Source organism: Dechloromonas sp. HYN0024 (assembly GCF_003441615.1).
GTDB lineage: Bacteria > Pseudomonadota > Gammaproteobacteria > Burkholderiales > Rhodocyclaceae > Azonexus.
In genome coordinates, this window is the sequence record NZ_CP031842.1 from 2,813,168 (window position 1) to 2,829,259 (window position 16,092).

At 60.3% G+C, this 16,092-nt stretch carries 19 protein-coding genes; 5 read left to right on the forward strand and 14 right to left on the reverse strand.

Features of this window, described 5'->3' with window-relative positions; all coding sequences use genetic code 11:
* The first annotated feature begins 64 nt into the window (after positions 1-64).
* Positions 65-493 carry a hypothetical protein gene (locus HYN24_RS13520; protein WP_117609735.1) on the forward strand — a complete coding sequence of 143 codons (429 nt, stop codon included), beginning with the start codon at positions 65-67 and terminating at the stop codon, positions 491-493.
* A gap of 45 nt (positions 494-538) precedes the next feature.
* On the opposite strand, the gene HYN24_RS13525 is transcribed toward HYN24_RS13520, so the two are convergent.
* Genes HYN24_RS13525 through HYN24_RS13535 form a run of 3 tightly spaced genes read right to left on the reverse strand, consistent with a single transcriptional unit; the run spans position 539 to position 2,859 of the window.
* Positions 539-1,057: a glutaredoxin family protein gene (locus HYN24_RS13525; protein WP_117609736.1), complete on the reverse strand. Its 519-nt coding sequence runs from the start codon at positions 1,055-1,057 to the stop codon at positions 539-541.
* 21 nt (positions 1,058-1,078) lie between these two features.
* Entirely contained in the window at positions 1,079-1,867 is a 789-nt protein-coding gene (locus tag HYN24_RS13530) for a LytTR family DNA-binding domain-containing protein (RefSeq protein ID WP_117609737.1), read from the reverse strand.
* The gene (locus HYN24_RS13535; protein WP_117609738.1) at positions 1,834-2,859 is read right to left on the reverse strand and encodes a sensor histidine kinase; all 1,026 of its coding nucleotides are present in this window, start codon (positions 2,857-2,859) and stop codon (positions 1,834-1,836) included. The genes HYN24_RS13530 and HYN24_RS13535 overlap by 34 nt, the downstream gene beginning before the upstream one ends.
* Before the next feature lie 45 nt (positions 2,860-2,904).
* Between HYN24_RS13535 and argH the strand changes: the two genes are divergently transcribed.
* Positions 2,905-4,290 carry an argininosuccinate lyase gene (gene argH / locus HYN24_RS13540; protein ID WP_117609739.1) on the forward strand — a complete coding sequence of 462 codons (1,386 nt, stop codon included), beginning with the start codon at positions 2,905-2,907 and terminating at the stop codon, positions 4,288-4,290.
* 42 nt (positions 4,291-4,332) lie between these two features.
* Here the strand turns inward: argH and HYN24_RS13545 are convergent, their stop codons facing one another.
* Positions 4,333-4,650 (reverse strand): hypothetical protein, encoded by a 318-nt coding sequence (locus HYN24_RS13545; RefSeq protein ID WP_117609740.1) that lies wholly within the window; start codon positions 4,648-4,650, stop codon positions 4,333-4,335.
* A 278-nt stretch (positions 4,651-4,928) separates the two neighbouring features.
* Between HYN24_RS13545 and HYN24_RS13550 the strand changes: the two genes are divergently transcribed.
* Together HYN24_RS13550 and HYN24_RS13555 are read left to right on the forward strand one after the other, a co-directional pair.
* A complete protein-coding gene (locus tag HYN24_RS13550; RefSeq protein ID WP_117609741.1) occupies positions 4,929-5,306 on the forward strand; it encodes an OsmC family protein in 378 nt (125 codons plus the stop codon).
* Positions 5,307-5,419: 113 nt separating this feature from the next.
* Positions 5,420-6,451, forward strand: coding sequence for an IS110 family transposase (locus HYN24_RS13555; RefSeq protein WP_117610395.1), 1,032 nt, complete (start codon positions 5,420-5,422; stop codon positions 6,449-6,451).
* Between the two features lie 279 nt (positions 6,452-6,730).
* On the opposite strand, the gene grxD is transcribed toward HYN24_RS13555, so the two are convergent.
* The 8 genes from grxD to HYN24_RS13595 form a co-directional block, all read right to left on the reverse strand.
* Complete coding sequence (gene grxD, locus HYN24_RS13560) at positions 6,731-7,051, reverse strand: Grx4 family monothiol glutaredoxin (protein WP_117609742.1); 321 nt, start codon at positions 7,049-7,051, stop codon at positions 6,731-6,733.
* 13 nt (positions 7,052-7,064) lie between these two features.
* A complete protein-coding gene (gene prmC / locus HYN24_RS13565; RefSeq protein ID WP_117609743.1) occupies positions 7,065-7,877 on the reverse strand; it encodes a peptide chain release factor N(5)-glutamine methyltransferase in 813 nt (270 codons plus the stop codon).
* Complete coding sequence (gene prfA / locus HYN24_RS13570; protein WP_117609744.1) at positions 7,874-8,956, reverse strand: peptide chain release factor 1; 1,083 nt, start codon at positions 8,954-8,956, stop codon at positions 7,874-7,876. The genes prmC and prfA overlap by 4 nt, the downstream gene beginning before the upstream one ends.
* Positions 8,957-9,001: 45 nt before the next feature.
* Positions 9,002-10,252 (reverse strand): glutamyl-tRNA reductase, encoded by a 1,251-nt coding sequence (hemA, locus tag HYN24_RS13575; RefSeq protein ID WP_117609745.1) that lies wholly within the window; start codon positions 10,250-10,252, stop codon positions 9,002-9,004.
* 72 nt (positions 10,253-10,324) lie between these two features.
* Positions 10,325-11,392: a sulfate/molybdate ABC transporter ATP-binding protein gene (locus tag HYN24_RS13580; protein WP_117609746.1), complete on the reverse strand. Its 1,068-nt coding sequence runs from the start codon at positions 11,390-11,392 to the stop codon at positions 10,325-10,327.
* Positions 11,392-12,255 (reverse strand): sulfate ABC transporter permease subunit CysW, encoded by an 864-nt coding sequence (gene cysW / locus HYN24_RS13585; RefSeq protein ID WP_117609747.1) that lies wholly within the window; start codon positions 12,253-12,255, stop codon positions 11,392-11,394. Before cysW ends, HYN24_RS13580 begins: the two co-directional genes overlap by 1 nt.
* Positions 12,252-13,127 (reverse strand): sulfate ABC transporter permease subunit CysT, encoded by an 876-nt coding sequence (cysT, locus tag HYN24_RS13590; protein ID WP_117609748.1) that lies wholly within the window; start codon positions 13,125-13,127, stop codon positions 12,252-12,254. Before cysT ends, cysW begins: the two co-directional genes overlap by 4 nt.
* An 82-nt stretch (positions 13,128-13,209) precedes the next feature.
* Positions 13,210-14,208: a sulfate ABC transporter substrate-binding protein gene (locus tag HYN24_RS13595; RefSeq protein ID WP_117609749.1), complete on the reverse strand. Its 999-nt coding sequence runs from the start codon at positions 14,206-14,208 to the stop codon at positions 13,210-13,212.
* A 190-nt stretch (positions 14,209-14,398) separates the two neighbouring features.
* Between HYN24_RS13595 and HYN24_RS13600 the strand changes: the two genes are divergently transcribed.
* The gene (locus tag HYN24_RS13600; RefSeq protein WP_162888742.1) at positions 14,399-14,983 is read left to right on the forward strand and encodes an OmpA family protein; all 585 of its coding nucleotides are present in this window, start codon (positions 14,399-14,401) and stop codon (positions 14,981-14,983) included.
* A 66-nt stretch (positions 14,984-15,049) separates the two neighbouring features.
* On the opposite strand, the gene HYN24_RS15975 is transcribed toward HYN24_RS13600, so the two are convergent.
* The gene (locus HYN24_RS15975) at positions 15,050-15,208 is read right to left on the reverse strand and encodes a hypothetical protein (RefSeq protein ID WP_162888743.1); all 159 of its coding nucleotides are present in this window, start codon (positions 15,206-15,208) and stop codon (positions 15,050-15,052) included.
* Between the two features lie 139 nt (positions 15,209-15,347).
* On the reverse strand, positions 15,348-16,091 hold the full coding sequence (locus tag HYN24_RS13605) for a hypothetical protein (RefSeq protein WP_117609751.1): 744 nt from the start codon (positions 16,089-16,091) through the stop codon (positions 15,348-15,350).
* Between the last annotated feature and the right edge of the window lies 1 nt (position 16,092).

The window sequence follows — 16,092 nt, forward strand, 5'->3', positions numbered from 1 at the left end:
ATAGCCGCCTTGAACGCATCGAAGGGTGCTTGCTGCACAATCCTACAGGCAAATAGAGGCCTCCATGCTGAACCAAAGCTATAGCAATACCGATTTAGAGAACTTGACCGCCAAGGCGCGAACACTTTGGGAATATGACTTCAATTCCACGCCAAAGAAAATAAAACACCGTGCAAACGCCGTAGCCGACTCAGTCCCCCTCCGGGCCATATACCGAATGGTTGTGGAAGATTGGACAAAAGCAGAATTCAATTGCTATCACATCCCTTTTTCGGATGGCAGCTTTTCCCTAGTTCTCGGACTTCGTGAAGGTTGGGATATTCCAGTCGAAGATCGCAGGTTCATTGAAAACGACATGGTGCTATTTGCCCCAGATGGCCGAACAATTCTGATCCTCCCTGAAATGGACCGGCGCTGGTGGGAAACCACTTGGTTCAATTTAACGTCATGGACTTTTGGCGCTTTGGGATTGCTTTTTGGACTCATCGGGTAAGAAGGAACAGCCCACAGTTTCACGCCACCGGCAGCAACGCATCCCTCACCCCTTCACCCACGGTCCCAGCAATTGCCGTAACTCCCCCTCGTTCCACCCCTTGATTACCTGATCGCCAACCACGACGAGGGGTACGCCGTTGCCGCCCAGGCGGCGATGTTCCTTGTAGGCGGCCGAGCTTTGCTCAATGTCCTGTTCCGTGTAGCGGATGCCGTTGGCGGCGAAGAATTCGCGGGTCATTTTGCAGTAGCCGCACCAGCTGGTGGCGTAGAGGACGACGGCGGGTTGTTCGCCGTTGATACCGGCGACGGCTGGCTGGAGCGCGCGGGGGTGGAGCAGCGGCCGGATGTAGAGGAAGGCACCGCCGAGCAGGACGAGGATGAGCAGCCATTTGCCGAGACCGCTGCGGGCGGGCTGCGTGGCCGGACCGTACTGGATGAAGCCGGCCGGGGGCAGCGGCGTGCCGGCCTTGACGTAGGCCCGTTGGCAGGACGGACACTGCCAGTCGGGGGCGGTGTCTTCGGCCTGGCGGGCACAGTTGCAGTGCGGGCAGATCTGGCGCATCGATTTGTCTCGGCGGAGGTTTCAGGAGTTCTTGACGAGGGCCTTGGCGGGCACCCACTGGCGGCGGCTGACCGGCAGTTTTTCGGGGACACCGCGCAGCAGCGCCCAGCCATAGGCTTCGGCATCGTCACCGGCGGCTTTCTCGAAGCCGGCCAGGGCATTTTTGGCGACCAGCACGGCGCGATGCAGGCGCAGGAAACGGTCGGCGAATTCGCTTTCGAGATGGGTCAGGGCTTCGTCGAGGAGGTATTCGCGCTCGACGGTACGGGCCGTGACATATTTGAGATCGGCCTTGAAGTAGAGCACCTCGCCGATCGGTACCAGCAGGAGCCGACCGCGTTCATGACAGGAAAGGTGGGTGCGCCCGCCGCCACGTACTTCATGGCCGATGCCGGCAAGCAGGGCGACATCGGGTTGCTGCCCCGGCACTTTCTGCAGGGCGGCGAGCAAGCGTTGGGTGCGGACCGGTTTGAGCAGGTAATCGACGGCATTGAGGTCGAAGGCCTGCACGGCATAGTTATCGAAGGCGGTGGTGAAAATGACGGCGGGCGGCTTTTCCAGGCGGCCGAGGTGGCTGGCCAGTTCAATGCCGTCCATGCCGGGCATGCGGATGTCAGCCAGAACGACGTCAACTGGCATTTGCCGCAGGACGTCGAGGGCAAGAAGACCGTTGGCCGCTTCACCGACGACCTCGGTCGGCATTTGCCCGGCAATGTCGGACAGCAAGGCCCGCAGGCGGTCGCGGGCCAGCGGCTCATCATCGACGATGAGGACTTTCAGCGGAGCGGCGAGGGCTTGCGGCGTTGGCATGGCAGGGTGATCCGGACTTCATAGCGATGGTCACCCGTCTCGATTTCGAGACGGGCTTCCAGATCGTAATACAGGGCCAGCCGATCGCGGATGTTGGTCAGGGCAATCTGGTTGCCAGCGGCATGCTGGGCCTGACCGACGGTTGGATTGGTGATGGCAATGTGCAATTCATCACCCTTGCGGTCGATGACAACGCTCACCGTACCGCCGTCGGCCGAGGGCTCGATGCCATGATAAACGGCGTTTTCAAGCAGCGGCTGGAGGATCAGGGGGGGAATCCGCAGGTCCTGCGCGATGGGGCCGATTTTCCAGTCGACCACCAGCCGATCCCCCAGACGCAGGGTTTCCAGGGCCAGATATTGCCTGCTCAGGGCGATTTCATCGGCAATGCTGACCATCTCTCCCGGATCACGCATGGCGGCGCGAAACAGGTCGGACAGCGACTCCAGCGCCTCTTCGGCCTGCTGCGGACGGGCGCGGATCAGCGACAGCACGGCATTCAGCGAATTGAACAGGAAATGCGGCCGGATACGGGCGTTCAGCGCCGCTAGGCGGGCTTCGGTGAGGACCGGCGAAATGGCCCGCGAACGCAGTTCAAAATAAACCAGCAGCAGGGCCGTGGCAGACAGGGCTAGGACAACATGGCGCGCGATGTTGCCAAGATCAGCTAGCGCCAGTGAGGCGGCGTAGCCAAAAAAAATGGCCGTCAGCCCACCGGCCAGGGCCAGGACGCATGCCTGTCCAAGGCGCAGCGGCAGACGCCAGAGCAGATCGCGCAACAGTGAGAGGAGCCCGAGTCCGATCAGCAGCAACGGTTCGACGACTGCCGCCAGTTCGACATATTGCGCCGCCCAGCCGGCCAGATCGGGCGACTGGATCAGTGCCGAGAGACCGGCCAGAAGGTTGATACCCAGCAGGACGCGCAACATGACGCCGAAATTGCGCCAGTCGGGCAGGGGGTGAGTCGCGGGAAAGTGCCGTATACTTGTCATTCTCTGTGCAATTGATGCCTGATTTCCCGATTCTAGACCAAAGACATGACTTCCAACGCCACGCAATACACCTGGGCCGGACGCTTCTCCGAGCCGGTTTCCGATCTCGTCAAACGTTATACCGCTTCCGTCGACTTCGACCAGCGCATGTGGCGCCAGGACATTCGCGGCTCGCTGGCGCACGCCCGGATGCTGGCCAAGCAAGGCATCATCGCCGCTGCCGACCTGGCGGACATCGAACGTGGCATGGCTGTCGTCACCGAAGAAATCGAATCCGGCAAGTTTGAATGGTCGCTTGATCTCGAAGACGTGCACCTCAATATCGAAAAGCGCCTCACCGCCCTCGTCGGCGATGCCGGCAAGCGCCTGCACACCGGCCGCTCGCGCAACGATCAGGTAGCTACCGACATTCGTCTCTACCTGCGCGACTCCATCGACGACATCCTCGTCCTGATCAAGGCTTTCCGCAGCGCTCTGGTCGATCTGGCCGAGAAGGAAGCAGCAACGCCGATGCCCGGCTTCACCCATCTGCAAGTGGCGCAGCCGGTGACCTTCGGCCACCACATGCTGGCCTACTTCGAAATGTTCGGGCGCGATGCCGAACGCTTCGTCGATTGCCGCAAGCGGGTCAGCCGCCTGCCGCTCGGCGCCGCCGCGCTGGCCGGCACGACCTACCCGATCGACCGCGCCTTCGTCGCCGAACAACTGGGCTTTGAAGGCGTCTGCGAAAACTCCCTCGACGCCGTCTCCGACCGCGACTTCGCCATCGAATTCACCAGCGCCTGCGCGCTGCTCATGATGCACATCAGCCGCCTGTCGGAAGAACTGGTGATGTGGATGAGCCCGCGCATCGGCTTCATCCAGATCGCCGACCGCTTCTGTACCGGCTCGTCGATCATGCCGCAAAAGAAGAACCCGGACGTGCCGGAACTGGCACGTGGCAAAACCGGCCGCGTGTACGGCCAGCTGATGAGCCTGCTCACCCTGATGAAGTCGCAGCCGCTGGCCTACAACAAGGACAACCAGGAAGACAAGGAACCGCTGTTCGATGCCGTGGACACCGTCACCGACACCCTGCGCATCTTCGCCGACATGGCCGGCGGCATCACCGTTCGCGCTGAAAACATGAAGGCCGCGCTGACCCAGGGCTTCGCCACGGCCACCGACCTCGCTGATTATCTGGTCAAGAAGGGCCTGCCCTTCCGCGATGCCCACGAGGCTGTCGGCCATGCCGTCAAGGCGGCTGAGGCCAAGGGCGTCGATCTGCCACAACTGACGCTGGATGAACTTCGCGCCTTCTGCCCGCAGGTCGAGTCCGACGTCTTTGCCGTGCTCACCGTCGAAGGTTCGCTGGCCAGCCGCAACCACATCGGCGGCACCGCGCCGGAGCAGGTCAGGGCCGCCATCGGCCGCGCCCGTCAGCGACTGTAAGTTAAACCAGCGGGCATCTTCCGGATGCCCGCCAGGCAGGCATTAGCGCCAGGCGCGAGCCCCCATCAGGTAATTGCGGGTTTCTGTCGTCTGTTTCGTTACGTCCGGCGCAACAGCTACCGTTTCAACGACTGGCTCTACACGAACCTCTGGCGTAACAGGCAACAGCAGATCGCGCATGCGCAGGACGGAAATCAGCAATTCCTCTTCATCGGCCGCTTCTTCGATTTCCGAAAGGCGCTGCCGGGCATAGGCCGGGTCGCGCGTCAGCCGGTCGAGATCGACCGATTGACCAATGGTGCGCCGCACCTGCAATTTGAAGCGTGCAAGAAACTGGGCTCTTTCAATCTGATTTTCCATCCTGAGGATTTCTCCCTGTCGATCGTGATCCTTCAGAATTAGCGAAAACCGTGCCGGCTGCTGCAATGCAAAAACAGGGCAAGAAATCAGTCAGTTACGATTCCACAGGAAAAATCCGCCAATATTTTCGGCCATTTTTGGTGCGGGGGTGAAAAGACCGAGCCAGTTTGGTGCAGCGCACCATCGGCACGATCAGACCCTCACACCGGGAAGCGGACAACCGCTTTGTCCTTGGGTATAATCAGAAAATACTAATATTCACCATCAAGGAAAACAGCATGTACACCACCATCGTCGACAACACCCCGCTGATCAAGGTAAGCAGCGCCAAGCATGAAGCCAACTATGCCGTTAACGGCTCGCTGATGAACCCGCTCGAAGCGTTCTACGCTTCGCTCGCCGCCTGCGCTGCCGTCTATGCCAAGAAGGCCTGCAAGGAACTGGGCATCCCGGCGGCCGGCATCGAGATCGGCTGCAAGCCCTTCGCCGGCCCCGGCGGCCCGCTGACGCTGGCCCGCTTTAAAACCGAGGTGCGTTTCCCCGAGCAGTTCACGGCTGAGCAAAAAACCAAGATTCTCGACAGCATCGCCTATTGCGCGGTGAAGGATATTGTCGCCAACGGGCCTTCCATCGAGTTTCAGGTCAGCGAAATCTGATCACTGGCTGGACAATAAAAAACCGGAGACAGGCTCCGGTTTAATGAGATGGTCAGCCCGATCCCCACCAGCGGTAAGCTGAGTGGGGATTTTTTCTTTTGGAGGCGATCATCATGAACACGGTTACCCTCATTGGCATTGATCTTGGAAAGCATTGTTTTCATTTACATGGGCAGGATGCCCAAGGTCGCATGGTATTTCGCAAGAAGCTTTCGCGTAGCCAGATGCTGACGCAGCTGGCCAATTTCCCGGTTTGTCGGGTTGTGATGGAGGCGTGTGCGGGTGCGCACTGGATTGCCCGGCGCCTATCGGCGATGGGTCACGAGGCGAAGTTGATTTCACCGCAGTTTGTAAAGCCGTTCGTCCAAGGCAACAAGAATGACTTTGCCGACGCGCAGGCGATCTGCGAAGCGGCGAGCCGACCGAACATGCGTTTTGTGAGTCCGCGCAATGAAAGCCAGCAGACCATCTCGGCGACGCATCGCGTGCGTGAGGCGCTGGTGCGGGATCGGACGTCGACGACTAACCAGATCCACGCCTTCTTGCTGGAATTTGGGATCAGCTTACCGAAAGGCCCGGCCATCATCAAACGCTTGCCAGCCGTGCTGGCCGAGCATGAAGCAGTTTTGCCACCTCGCCTGATGGCTGTTATCGAGCACTTGCGTGCGCATATCAAATATCTGGATGAACAGATCAAAGCGGTCGAGGGCGAATTGGCTCAACAACTGGCTGAAGACGAGCGTAGCCAACGCTTATTGGAAATTCCTGGCATTGGGCCGATCACCGCCAGCGTCCTGGCGGTCGAACTGGGCGATGCCCATCAGTTTGCCAATGCTCGCCAGTTCGCCGCCTCCATCGGTCTGGTGCCCCGTCAGTACAGCACCGGCGGCAAACCAACCTTGCTCGGCATCAGCAAACGGGGCGACAAGAATTTGCGACGATTGCTCGTTCAGGGGGCACGGACCATCATGCAACGTATTCAGACAAGAAGCGATGGGCTCGGTGAATGGGTACGGGACATGCTGTGCCGACGGCACTCGAATGTCGTGGCCTGCGCGCTGGCCAACAAAATGGCGAGGATCGCCTGGGCTATCCTCGCCAAAGGGACACACTATCAATCCCGTTCGCTGGCTGCCACCATCTGACGGAACGCTTCACCTTTTTGTAACCCACCTGGTTTTGCGACGGTAGATCACGTGATGAACTAAACGGCACAACGGCCTGGCAAAGAACCTGACAATAAAAACAGCGATCACACGCTGATGGTTTTTTGAGGATTGCCAGGCGCGGCTCTCATCGTGGCGCGGGGAATTCCTTCCCCAATTCGACGCCGGATAGATTTGCGCAAGCCAACTTTAGTTTAAAACAAAATCTCCCTTGCAAAAATCGGGCTGACCATAGATTTTATTGGGACGGCAGCAAACTCAGGCGGCGATACCTTCCAGCATCTGCTGCAGTTCGCCGGTCTGGTACATCTCTTTCATGATGTCGCAGCCGCCGACGAATTCGCCCTTGATGTAGAGCTGCGGAATGGTCGGCCAGTTGGCGTATTCCTTGACGCCATTACGGATTTCCTCGTCAGCCAGGACATTGACCGTGACGAAGTCGTCGACGCCGCAGACCTTAAGTATCTGCACGGCAGTAGCCGAAAAGCCGCACTGCGGGAAACGGGCGTCGCCCTTCATGTAAAGGACGACCGGGTTGCCGGTCACGGTGGCGTGGATGTGTTGCTGAACGTCGGACATGATTTCTCCTGATTTAAAGATGACCGCCTGAAACACGGTCGATGCCGGCCAGGTCGGGGAAAGTGGATGCGGCTTTGAACCCGGCCGCAGTCAATAAGTTCCGGCTCGCTTCGCCCTGATCATAGCCGTGTTCGAAGAGCAGCCAGCCACCTGGGTTAAGGTGGGCGGCTGCATCGGCGACGATGCAGCGAATGCAGTCCAGCCCATCGGCGCCATCGGTCAGCGCCATTTGCGGCTCGAAAGGAAGGCCGTTGAGAGCCAGATGAGGGTCACCATCGGCAACATAGGGCGGATTGGAGACGATGAGGTTGAAGTGTTCGCCGGCCAGCGGGGCGAACCAGTCGCCAGCACGAAAATCGACCCTGGCCCTAAGCCTTCCGGCGTTGTTGCGCGCCACCGCCATCGCCGCTTCTGACAGGTCGACCGCCGTCACCGTCGCCGCCGGGCACTCGAGCGCCAGCGACACAGCGACGATGCCTGAACCGGTACCAAGATCAACCACGCTGGGGCTGACCATCCCGGTCAGCTTGTCGAGCGCCAGATCGATCAGCACTTCGGTTTCCGGGCGCGGAATGAGGACAGCCGGCGACACCTGAAAAACCCGCCCGCGAAACTCTGCCTCGCCGACCAGATAGGCCAGTGGCTCACCTGCAGCGCGACGCGCCACCCAATCGACAAACTGGGCATAGGCCGACGCAATGACCGGGGTTTCCGGTCGCGCCAGCAAGTCCGCATGGCTGCAAGCGGTGGCGGACTGAAGCAGAAGACGGGCATCGAGCCGGTCGATCTGCCCTCTTGCCGCCGCCAGTGCCTCGCCCAGGGTCATTGCTGCTCGGCCAGTTCGGCCAGCAAATCGGCCTGATGTTCGGCCGCCAGGGCACCGAGCAATTCGTCCATGTCGCCGTCCATGATGGCGGCGATCTTGTAGAGCGTCAGGTTGATGCGGTGGTCGGTGATCCGCCCCTGCGGGAAATTGTAGGTACGAATCCGCTCGGAGCGGTCGCCGGAACCGATCAGGCTCTTGCGCGTGCTCGAAATGTGGGCCTGCTGGGCGCGCACCTGAACGTCCTTGATGCGCGCCGCCAGCACTTTCATGGCGGAAGCCTTGTTGGCATGCTGCGAGCGGCCGTCCTGGCATTCGGCGACGATGCCGCTCGGCAGGTGGGTGATGCGCACTGCCGAGTCGGTCTTGTTGATGTGCTGGCCACCCGCGCCCGAGGCGCGGAAGGTGTCGATGCGCAGGTCGGCCGGGTTGAGGTTCACGTCTTCAACCTCGTCGACTTCCGGCATGATCGCCACGGTACAGGCCGAGGTGTGGATGCGGCCCTGCGTTTCGGTTTCCGGCACGCGCTGGACGCGATGGCCGCCCGACTCGAACTTGAGGCGCGAATAGGCGCCGTTGCCGACGATGCGGCAGATGATTTCGCGGTAGCCGCCGAGTTCCGACTCGCTGGCCGACATGATTTCGACCTGCCAGCGCTGCCGTTCGGCAAAGCGCGAATACATGCGAAAGAGGCTGCCGGCGAACAGGGCCGATTCGTCGCCACCGGTCCCGGCGCGGATTTCCAGGAGAACGCTGCGCTCATCGTTGGGATCGCGGGGCAGCAGCAATTTTTGCAGCTCTACTTCGAGTTCGGGCAGGCGTGCCTTGGCGCTGGCGATTTCTTCTTCGGCGAAGTCACGCATCTCCGGATCGTTGCGCATCGCCTCGGCTTCGGCCAGATCGTTTTCCGCCTGACGAAAGGCATTGAACTGGGCGATCACCGGCTCGATTTCAGACCGCTCGCGCGATAGCTTGCGGAATTGATCCATGTCGCTGGACGTGCTCGGTGCCGACAACATGCGGTCGATTTCATCGAGACGGTCGACCAGCAAGTCGAGTTTCTGGCGAATGGATGGCTTCATGAAATACTCGGAAAGTGCACGCGCGAAAGCAGCCCGACGGGGCCGCTACTCGCCGGAATGGAGGTGAAAAAGGCGGGCGGCGGTCGCCTGCAACTCGGCACGATCCGGGCCGTCGGCCTGATTCAGCGCCTGCGTCGGGGCGTGCAGGAACTTGTTGGTCAGGCGCTGCGACAGGTGTTCCAGCACCTTCTCCGGGGCCTCGCCCTTGGCCAGAAGCTTCATCGCATGTTCCATCTCGTGCCGGCGCATGCGCTCTGCCGAGTCGCGCAGGGAACGGATCACCGGCACGGTGTCGCGCGACTGCAGCCAGCCGAGGAAGTCCTGCACCCGGTTGGCGATGATGACTTCGGCGTCGAGGACGGCGGCCTGCCGCGACTCCATGCCGCTTTCGACGACCTGAGCCAGATCATCGACGGTGTAGAGAAACACGTCATCGAGCTGACCGACTTCTTCTTCGATGTCACGCGGCACAGCCAGGTCAACCATGAATATCGGGCGGTGGCGGCGCGTCTTGATCGCCCGCTCGACCATGCCCAGACCAATGATCGGCAAGGGGCTGGCGGTACAGGAGACGATGATGTCGTTTTGCGCCAGATGCTCGCCCAGCTCGTCGAGGCGAATCGCCCTGCCACCATACTGTTCGGCCAGGGCGCGACCGCGTTCGAGCGTCCGGTTGGCGATGGTGACCTGCTTCGGCTGACCGGCGCAGAAGTGCGCGGCGCACAGCTCGATCATTTCGCCGGCCCCGATGAAGAGGATACGCTGGCCGGCAATCGACTCGAAGATGCGTTCGGCCAGATGTACGCCGGCGGCGGCCATCGAGACGATATTGGCACCGATCGCCGTGGTGCTGCGGACTTCCTTGGCCACCGAGAATGATCGTTGAAAGAGCTTGTGCAACTGCGTGCCCAGGGTGCCGTTTTCTTCGGCCGTGCGCACGGCATCCTTCATCTGGCCGAGAATCTGCGGTTCGCCAATGACCATCGAGTCGAGGCCGCTGGCAACGCGGAAAGCATGGCGAATGGCTTCCGGCTGGTCATGCGTATACAGGTAGGGTGCCAGTTCATCGCGGCTGACCTGATGGTAGTGGGCCAGCCAGTCGATGACCACTTCCGGCGATTCGGCCGAGCAGTAAATCTCGGTACGGTTGCAGGTGGACAGGATCGCCACCTCACGCACCGGACGGGCGTGCGTCAGGTCGGCCAGGGCATGCGGCAATTTGTCGGCGCCAAATGCCACCCGCTCGCGAATGGCGAGAGGGGCAGAATGATGGTTGATGCCGAGGGTAAAAATCACCGGATTGGGCAGGCGCGAACGAAATGGGGGCCGATTATACCATCCGCCCCCGGCCACCCTGGCAGCGACGAATCAGAACAGGAACGCCTGCTTTTCCGGTGCCGCTCCCGGTCGGACATCGGCACCAAAGACTTTCATCTGGCGTGGCCGGAACCACACCGACTGCCCAACCGCCAGTTGCAGCATGTCATGCCGCTCGCGCGACAGCTCAACCTCGACAATCTCGCTGCCATGCAGCAACTCAATACGTACCACCGGGCCAATCGGATGCACGTGCTGGACCGTGGCCTGCAAGCCGTCTTCGGCCGGCTGATGGGTAATGTCGATATCGTGGGGACGGACAAATGCGGTGGCTTTTTCTGCCACCTCACCGCGCTCGACCTCGGCATAAGCACCCTGCTGGCGGCTGTGAAAGACATTCACGTTGCCGAGGAACTGGTAAACGAAGGGTGAAGCCGGGCTGGAGTAGACCTCGTCGGGCGAACCGATCTGCTCAATCTTGCCGTGATTCATGACCACCACGCGGTCGGCCACTTCGAGCGCCTCTTCCTGGTCGTGCGTCACGAAGACGCTGGAAATATGCATGTCGTCGTGCAGGCGGCGCAACCAGCGGCGCAGTTCCTTGCGCACCTTGGTATCGAGCGCCCCGAAGGGCTCGTCGAGGAGCAACACCTTGGGCTCGACAGCCAGCGCCCGAGCCAGCGCGATACGCTGGCGTTGGCCGCCGGAGAGTTGCGACGGATAACGATCGGCCAGCCAGTCAAGCTGCACGAGGCCGAGCAGTTCCATGACCCGGCGCTTGATCTCGGCATCCGACGGCCGCTCCTGACGCGGCTTGACGCGCAGGCCGAAGGCGACATTCTCGAAAACCGTCATGTGGCGAAACAGGGCGTAATGCTGGAAAACGAAACCGACATTGCGGTCGCGGGCATGCAGGTGGGTCGCCTCGGCACCGGAAAAGAGGATGCCCCCCTGATCAGCCGTTTCCATGCCAGCGATAATGCGCAGCAGCGTGGTCTTGCCGCAGCCGGAGGGACCGAGCAGAGCGACCAGTTCGCCGGTCGGGATGTCGAGGTTGATATTGTCGAGCGCGACGAAGTTGCCGAAGCGCTTGGAGATATTGCGGATTTCGATACTCATCAGGTTTTCTCCGGTGCCAGCACGGTATTCAACATGTCGGTTTCCTTTTTCATCCGCCATTCGACAATGGTCTTGGCGACCAGCGTGACCAAGGCCAGCAGCGCAAGAATGGAGGCGGCAGCAAAGGCACCAATGGCGTTGTATTCGTTGTAGAGGATTTCGACGTGCAGCGGCAGGGTGTTGGTTTCCCCCCGAATATGGCCGGAGACGACCGACACGGCGCCAAATTCGCCCATCGCCCGGGCATTCGACAGGATCACACCGTAGAGCAGGCCCCACTTGATATTGGGCAGGGTGATGCGCCAGAACATCTGGAACCCGGAAGCCCCGAGCGACACGGCGGCCTCTTCCTCATCCTTGCCCTGCGACTGCATGAGCGGGATCAATTCGCGGGCGATGAAAGGGAACGTAATGAACAGGGTGGCGAGGATCATGCCCGGCACGGCAAAGATGATCTTGATGTCGTGTTCGGAGAGCCAGTTGCCGAAAGTGCCTTGCGAGCCGAAGAGCAAAATAAAAATCAGGCCGGCGACCACCGGGCTGACCGCGAAAGGCAGATCAATCAGGGTGATCAGAAGGCTCTTGCCCTTGAACTCGAACTTGGCGATGGCCCAGGCGGCCGCAACGCCAAAAACGATATTGAAGGGCAGCACGGCAAGCGCGATGCCTATGGTCAGGCCTATAGCCGAGCGGGTTTCCGGTTCTTTCAATGCTTCAATGTAGATCGGCACGCCCTGTGCGAGCGCTTCGACAAAAACCGCGACGAGGGGCAGGCCAAGGAAGAAAAACAGGAAACCGAGGCCGACCGTGAGCAGCGTATATCGCACCCAGACCGGCTCCTGCGTGGCGCGTGTCGATTTCATGCGCTCACCCCGCTGGCCTTGGCCGCTGCCACTTCAAGCGGCTCGCTGTTTTTGTGGCGGTTGGCCGTCCACCACTGCAGGATATTGACCGCCAGCAACAGGATGAAGGACAGAAAGAGCATGACTACGGCCAGTGCCGTGGCACCCAGCACGTCATATTGTTCGAGCTTGGAGATGATCAGCAAGGGGGTGATTTCCGAAATCAGCGGCAGGTTGCCGGCGATAAAAATGACCGACCCGTATTCGCCCACCGCCCGGGCGAAGGCCAGCGCAAAGCCAGTCAGGAGGGCCGGGAAGATGGCCGGAAAAATGACTTTGACGAAAGTCTGCCAGCGCGACGCGCCGAGCGATGCAGCGGCCTCCTCGACCTCGGTCTCGATATCCTCAATAACCGGCTGCAGGGTACGCACGACGAAAGGCAGAGTGATGAAGGTGAGCGCCACGACAATCCCCAGCGGCGTGTAGGCGACCTTGATGCCGAGCGGTTCAAGGTACTGGCCGAGCCAGCCGTTGCCGGCATACAGAGTAGCCAGGGTGATGCCGGCGACAGCGGTCGGCAGGGCAAACGGCAGATCGACCAGGGCGTCGACAAAACGCTTGCCGGGAAACGGATAGCGCACCAGGATCCAGGCCACGATCAGGCCAAAAAAAGCGTTGATCGCGGCAGCCAGGAAGGACGCACCAAAGGTGACACGAAAGGCAGCCAGCGAACGCTCACCGAGTGCGATGTCGATGATCTGACCGAAGCCGAGCTCGGAGGCCTTGAGCACCATGCCGCCCAGCGGCAGGAGGATCAGTATGGAGAGATAGACCAGAGTGTAGCCAAGCGCCAGGCCAAAGCCGGGCAGCACGCGGTGGGTTTTTGCAGACATGGGGTTGGCCAATATTCCGGTTGACGTAAAAAGTACAGGACCGGGCATCGCCCGGTCCGCCCGACGGGGATTGCCCCCGGGCTTACTTGCTCACGTAGATCTGGTCGAAGCTACCGCCATCCTTGAAGTGCGTGGCAAAGGCCTTGTTGGCACCACCGAAGACTTCATCAACAGTAAAGGTTTTGACCGGTGGGAAGAAGCCGGCATATTTTTTCAGCAATTCGGCATCGCGCGGCCGCAGGTAGTTCTGGGCAGCATTCTCCTGGCCTTCCTTCGACCACAGGTATTCCAGATAGGCCTGCGCCTGTTTGCGCGTCCCCTTCTTGTCCACGACCTTCTCCACCAGCGCGACGGGAAACTCGGTCTGCATGGTCAGGCTGGGATAGACCACCTCGAACTCGCCCTTGCCGAACTCCTTGGCAATCATCTCGGCTTCGGACTCGAAGGTGATCAGGACATCGCCCATCTTGCGCTGCATGAAAGTTGTGGTCGCATCGCGGCCACCGGCGGCAAACAGCGGTGCGTTCTTGAGGAGCTTGCCGAGGAATTCCTGGGCCTTGGCCTCGCTGCCTCCCGGCTGCTTGAGCGCCCAGGCCCAGGCCGACAGGTAGGTGTTACGGCCATTGCCGGTATTTTTCGGATGCGGAATGATCATCTGCACGCCCGGCGCGGCCACATCGGACCAATCCTTGATCGCCTTCGGGTTGCCCTTGCGGACGATGAACACCATGGCCGAGGTGTAAGGCGATGCATTGTTCGGAAACTTTTTCGTCCAGTCCTTGGCGACCAGTCCTTTTTCGGCCAGGAACTCGATGTCGTTGGCCTGGTTCATGGTCACCACATCAGCCTCCAGCCCATCGGCGACCGCCCGCACCTGCTTGGTCGAACCACCATGCGACTGCTTGAGTTCGAGACTTTCGCCCGATTTTGCCTTCCAGTATTTCTGGAACATCGGGTTGTAATCCTTGTAAACATCGCGCGCCACGTCGTAGGAGGCGTTGAGCAGGGCGACATCAGCCAGGGCGGCGCCGGCCAGAACGGCCAGAAGGAGGAAAACAAGGGGTTTGCGGATACGGATCATGGCTTTGCTCCAAATACAGTAAACACGAATATATCCGAGCCACTTATAACCACAAAGATGGATTGCGAATTTGCTTATTCCAAAACGTAGAATCACACCCGCTGGCTATCTTAGGCAATGCCGAAAGCTCTATTCACGGGGCATCTGAGGGGCTATGATTCAAGCTTGCCCACGCTGCCAAAACGTCCCGATGCGCGCCTCCCTGCCTGTTGCTTTCCTGCTCTCCGCACTGCTCAGCGGCTGTGCTTTCAAGGGCGAAATTCCGCCCAGCACCCACATCCTGCAGAGTGGCCCGTTCAAGGTAGACCCCGCCCTGCTTGGCCAACCCTCCGCCGCCAGACCAGTGCCACCAACAACCGCAGCGATCGTCGCACCACCCCCGGTCACCACCAGTCCGGTCAGCGACGCCCCGATCAAACTCGATGCCATTGGCCTGCGCACCCAGCGCAGCGTCTATTTCGACGTGAACAAGGCCAACATCAAGGCTGACTATGAGCCCGCCCTGCGCGCCCATGCCCGCTACCTGGCCGAACACCGTCAGGCACGCGTGCGTATCGAAGGCAATGCCGACGAGCGCGGCACGACTGAACACAACCAGCGTCTCGGCCTTAATCGCGCCAAAAACGTGCAATCCACCCTGCTTGCGCATGGCGCCACCAAGCAGCAGGTCAGCATCAAGACATTGGGCGCCAGCAACCCGAGGAAACTCGGGCACGACGAAGAATCCTGGGCGGAAAACCGCCGCTCCGACGTGGTCTACGAACGGGAAGAGTAATTTCGGACCACCTCAGCAAAAAGGCCTCGCAATCTGGCGAGGCCTTTTTATTTAAAACATCCGGGATTATTTCTCCGCTTCGTTCAAGGCCCGTACCGGCCGATAGGCCAGCCACTCCGAAAAGGGAATTTCATCAACTTCTAGGCGTCGCCTTTCGACGCTCTTGCGGCGCTCACGCCAGCCATTGGGTGGGCCCGACTCGCGCCCCCGACGATCTCCACCCATTCGCTTCTCGTTCTTGCACACCATTTCTCACCTCGCTCCGAAATCGCCTCTGGAGTCCATCTACCATTCACGGCTCCAAGATATCGGCAAGCGAGAAACCATTTAGTGAAGAAAATCACACCTCCCTAAAAATTGAAGCCTAGAAACGAAACCCCAGCGACATCCGGGTTTGCTCTTCGGGGGTGAAATTGACCTTTTTGTCCCAGGCCAGACGGACGAAGACATCCCGATAATCATAGGTAACCGCAATCGCCGCGCCCGACACCGGCGGCGCGTCGATGCTTGATCTGCCGTGCTTGCCCGACAGGTCGAGCGTCCACCGTTGATGCTCATCAGGCGTATGGCGCCAGACGAGATGGCTGACCGTCTGGCCGGTATGCAGCCGGTTGTCCTTGACAGCAAAAAGAGACAGGTTGGATTGCGGCGACAGATGCGCCCCGAAACCCAGGGTGAGCGCATCGTTGGGATCGAAATTGAGGTTGTAATAGTCCTGCATATTGGTCCGCCCAAGACCGATCAGCCCATAGACCGCACCGCCCACCTGCGCATTGATGCTGCCGCCGGCAAAACCGTGCGAAGCCAGTTGCACGGAAGGCACCAACTGTAGCCAGGATAACTGCGCTGTATATTCATAGCCGGTACGCACCTGCTCGAACGCAGCCCCGCGCCGGTAATACCCCAGCCACAAGGCATGCGGACCATGATTGGCACGCAAGTTGATGTCGGCCGCATCCTTTTCGTGCGTGGTCACATAGTACGACGGCGTCAGCTTGAAAGCCCACGTTTCATCACCCCCCTCAGCCCTTGCCTCCCCTGCAAGAACGAACAAACCAACGAGGATCGCCAGACCCAGTACATATTTCCCGAAATTTTCGTTAACCACA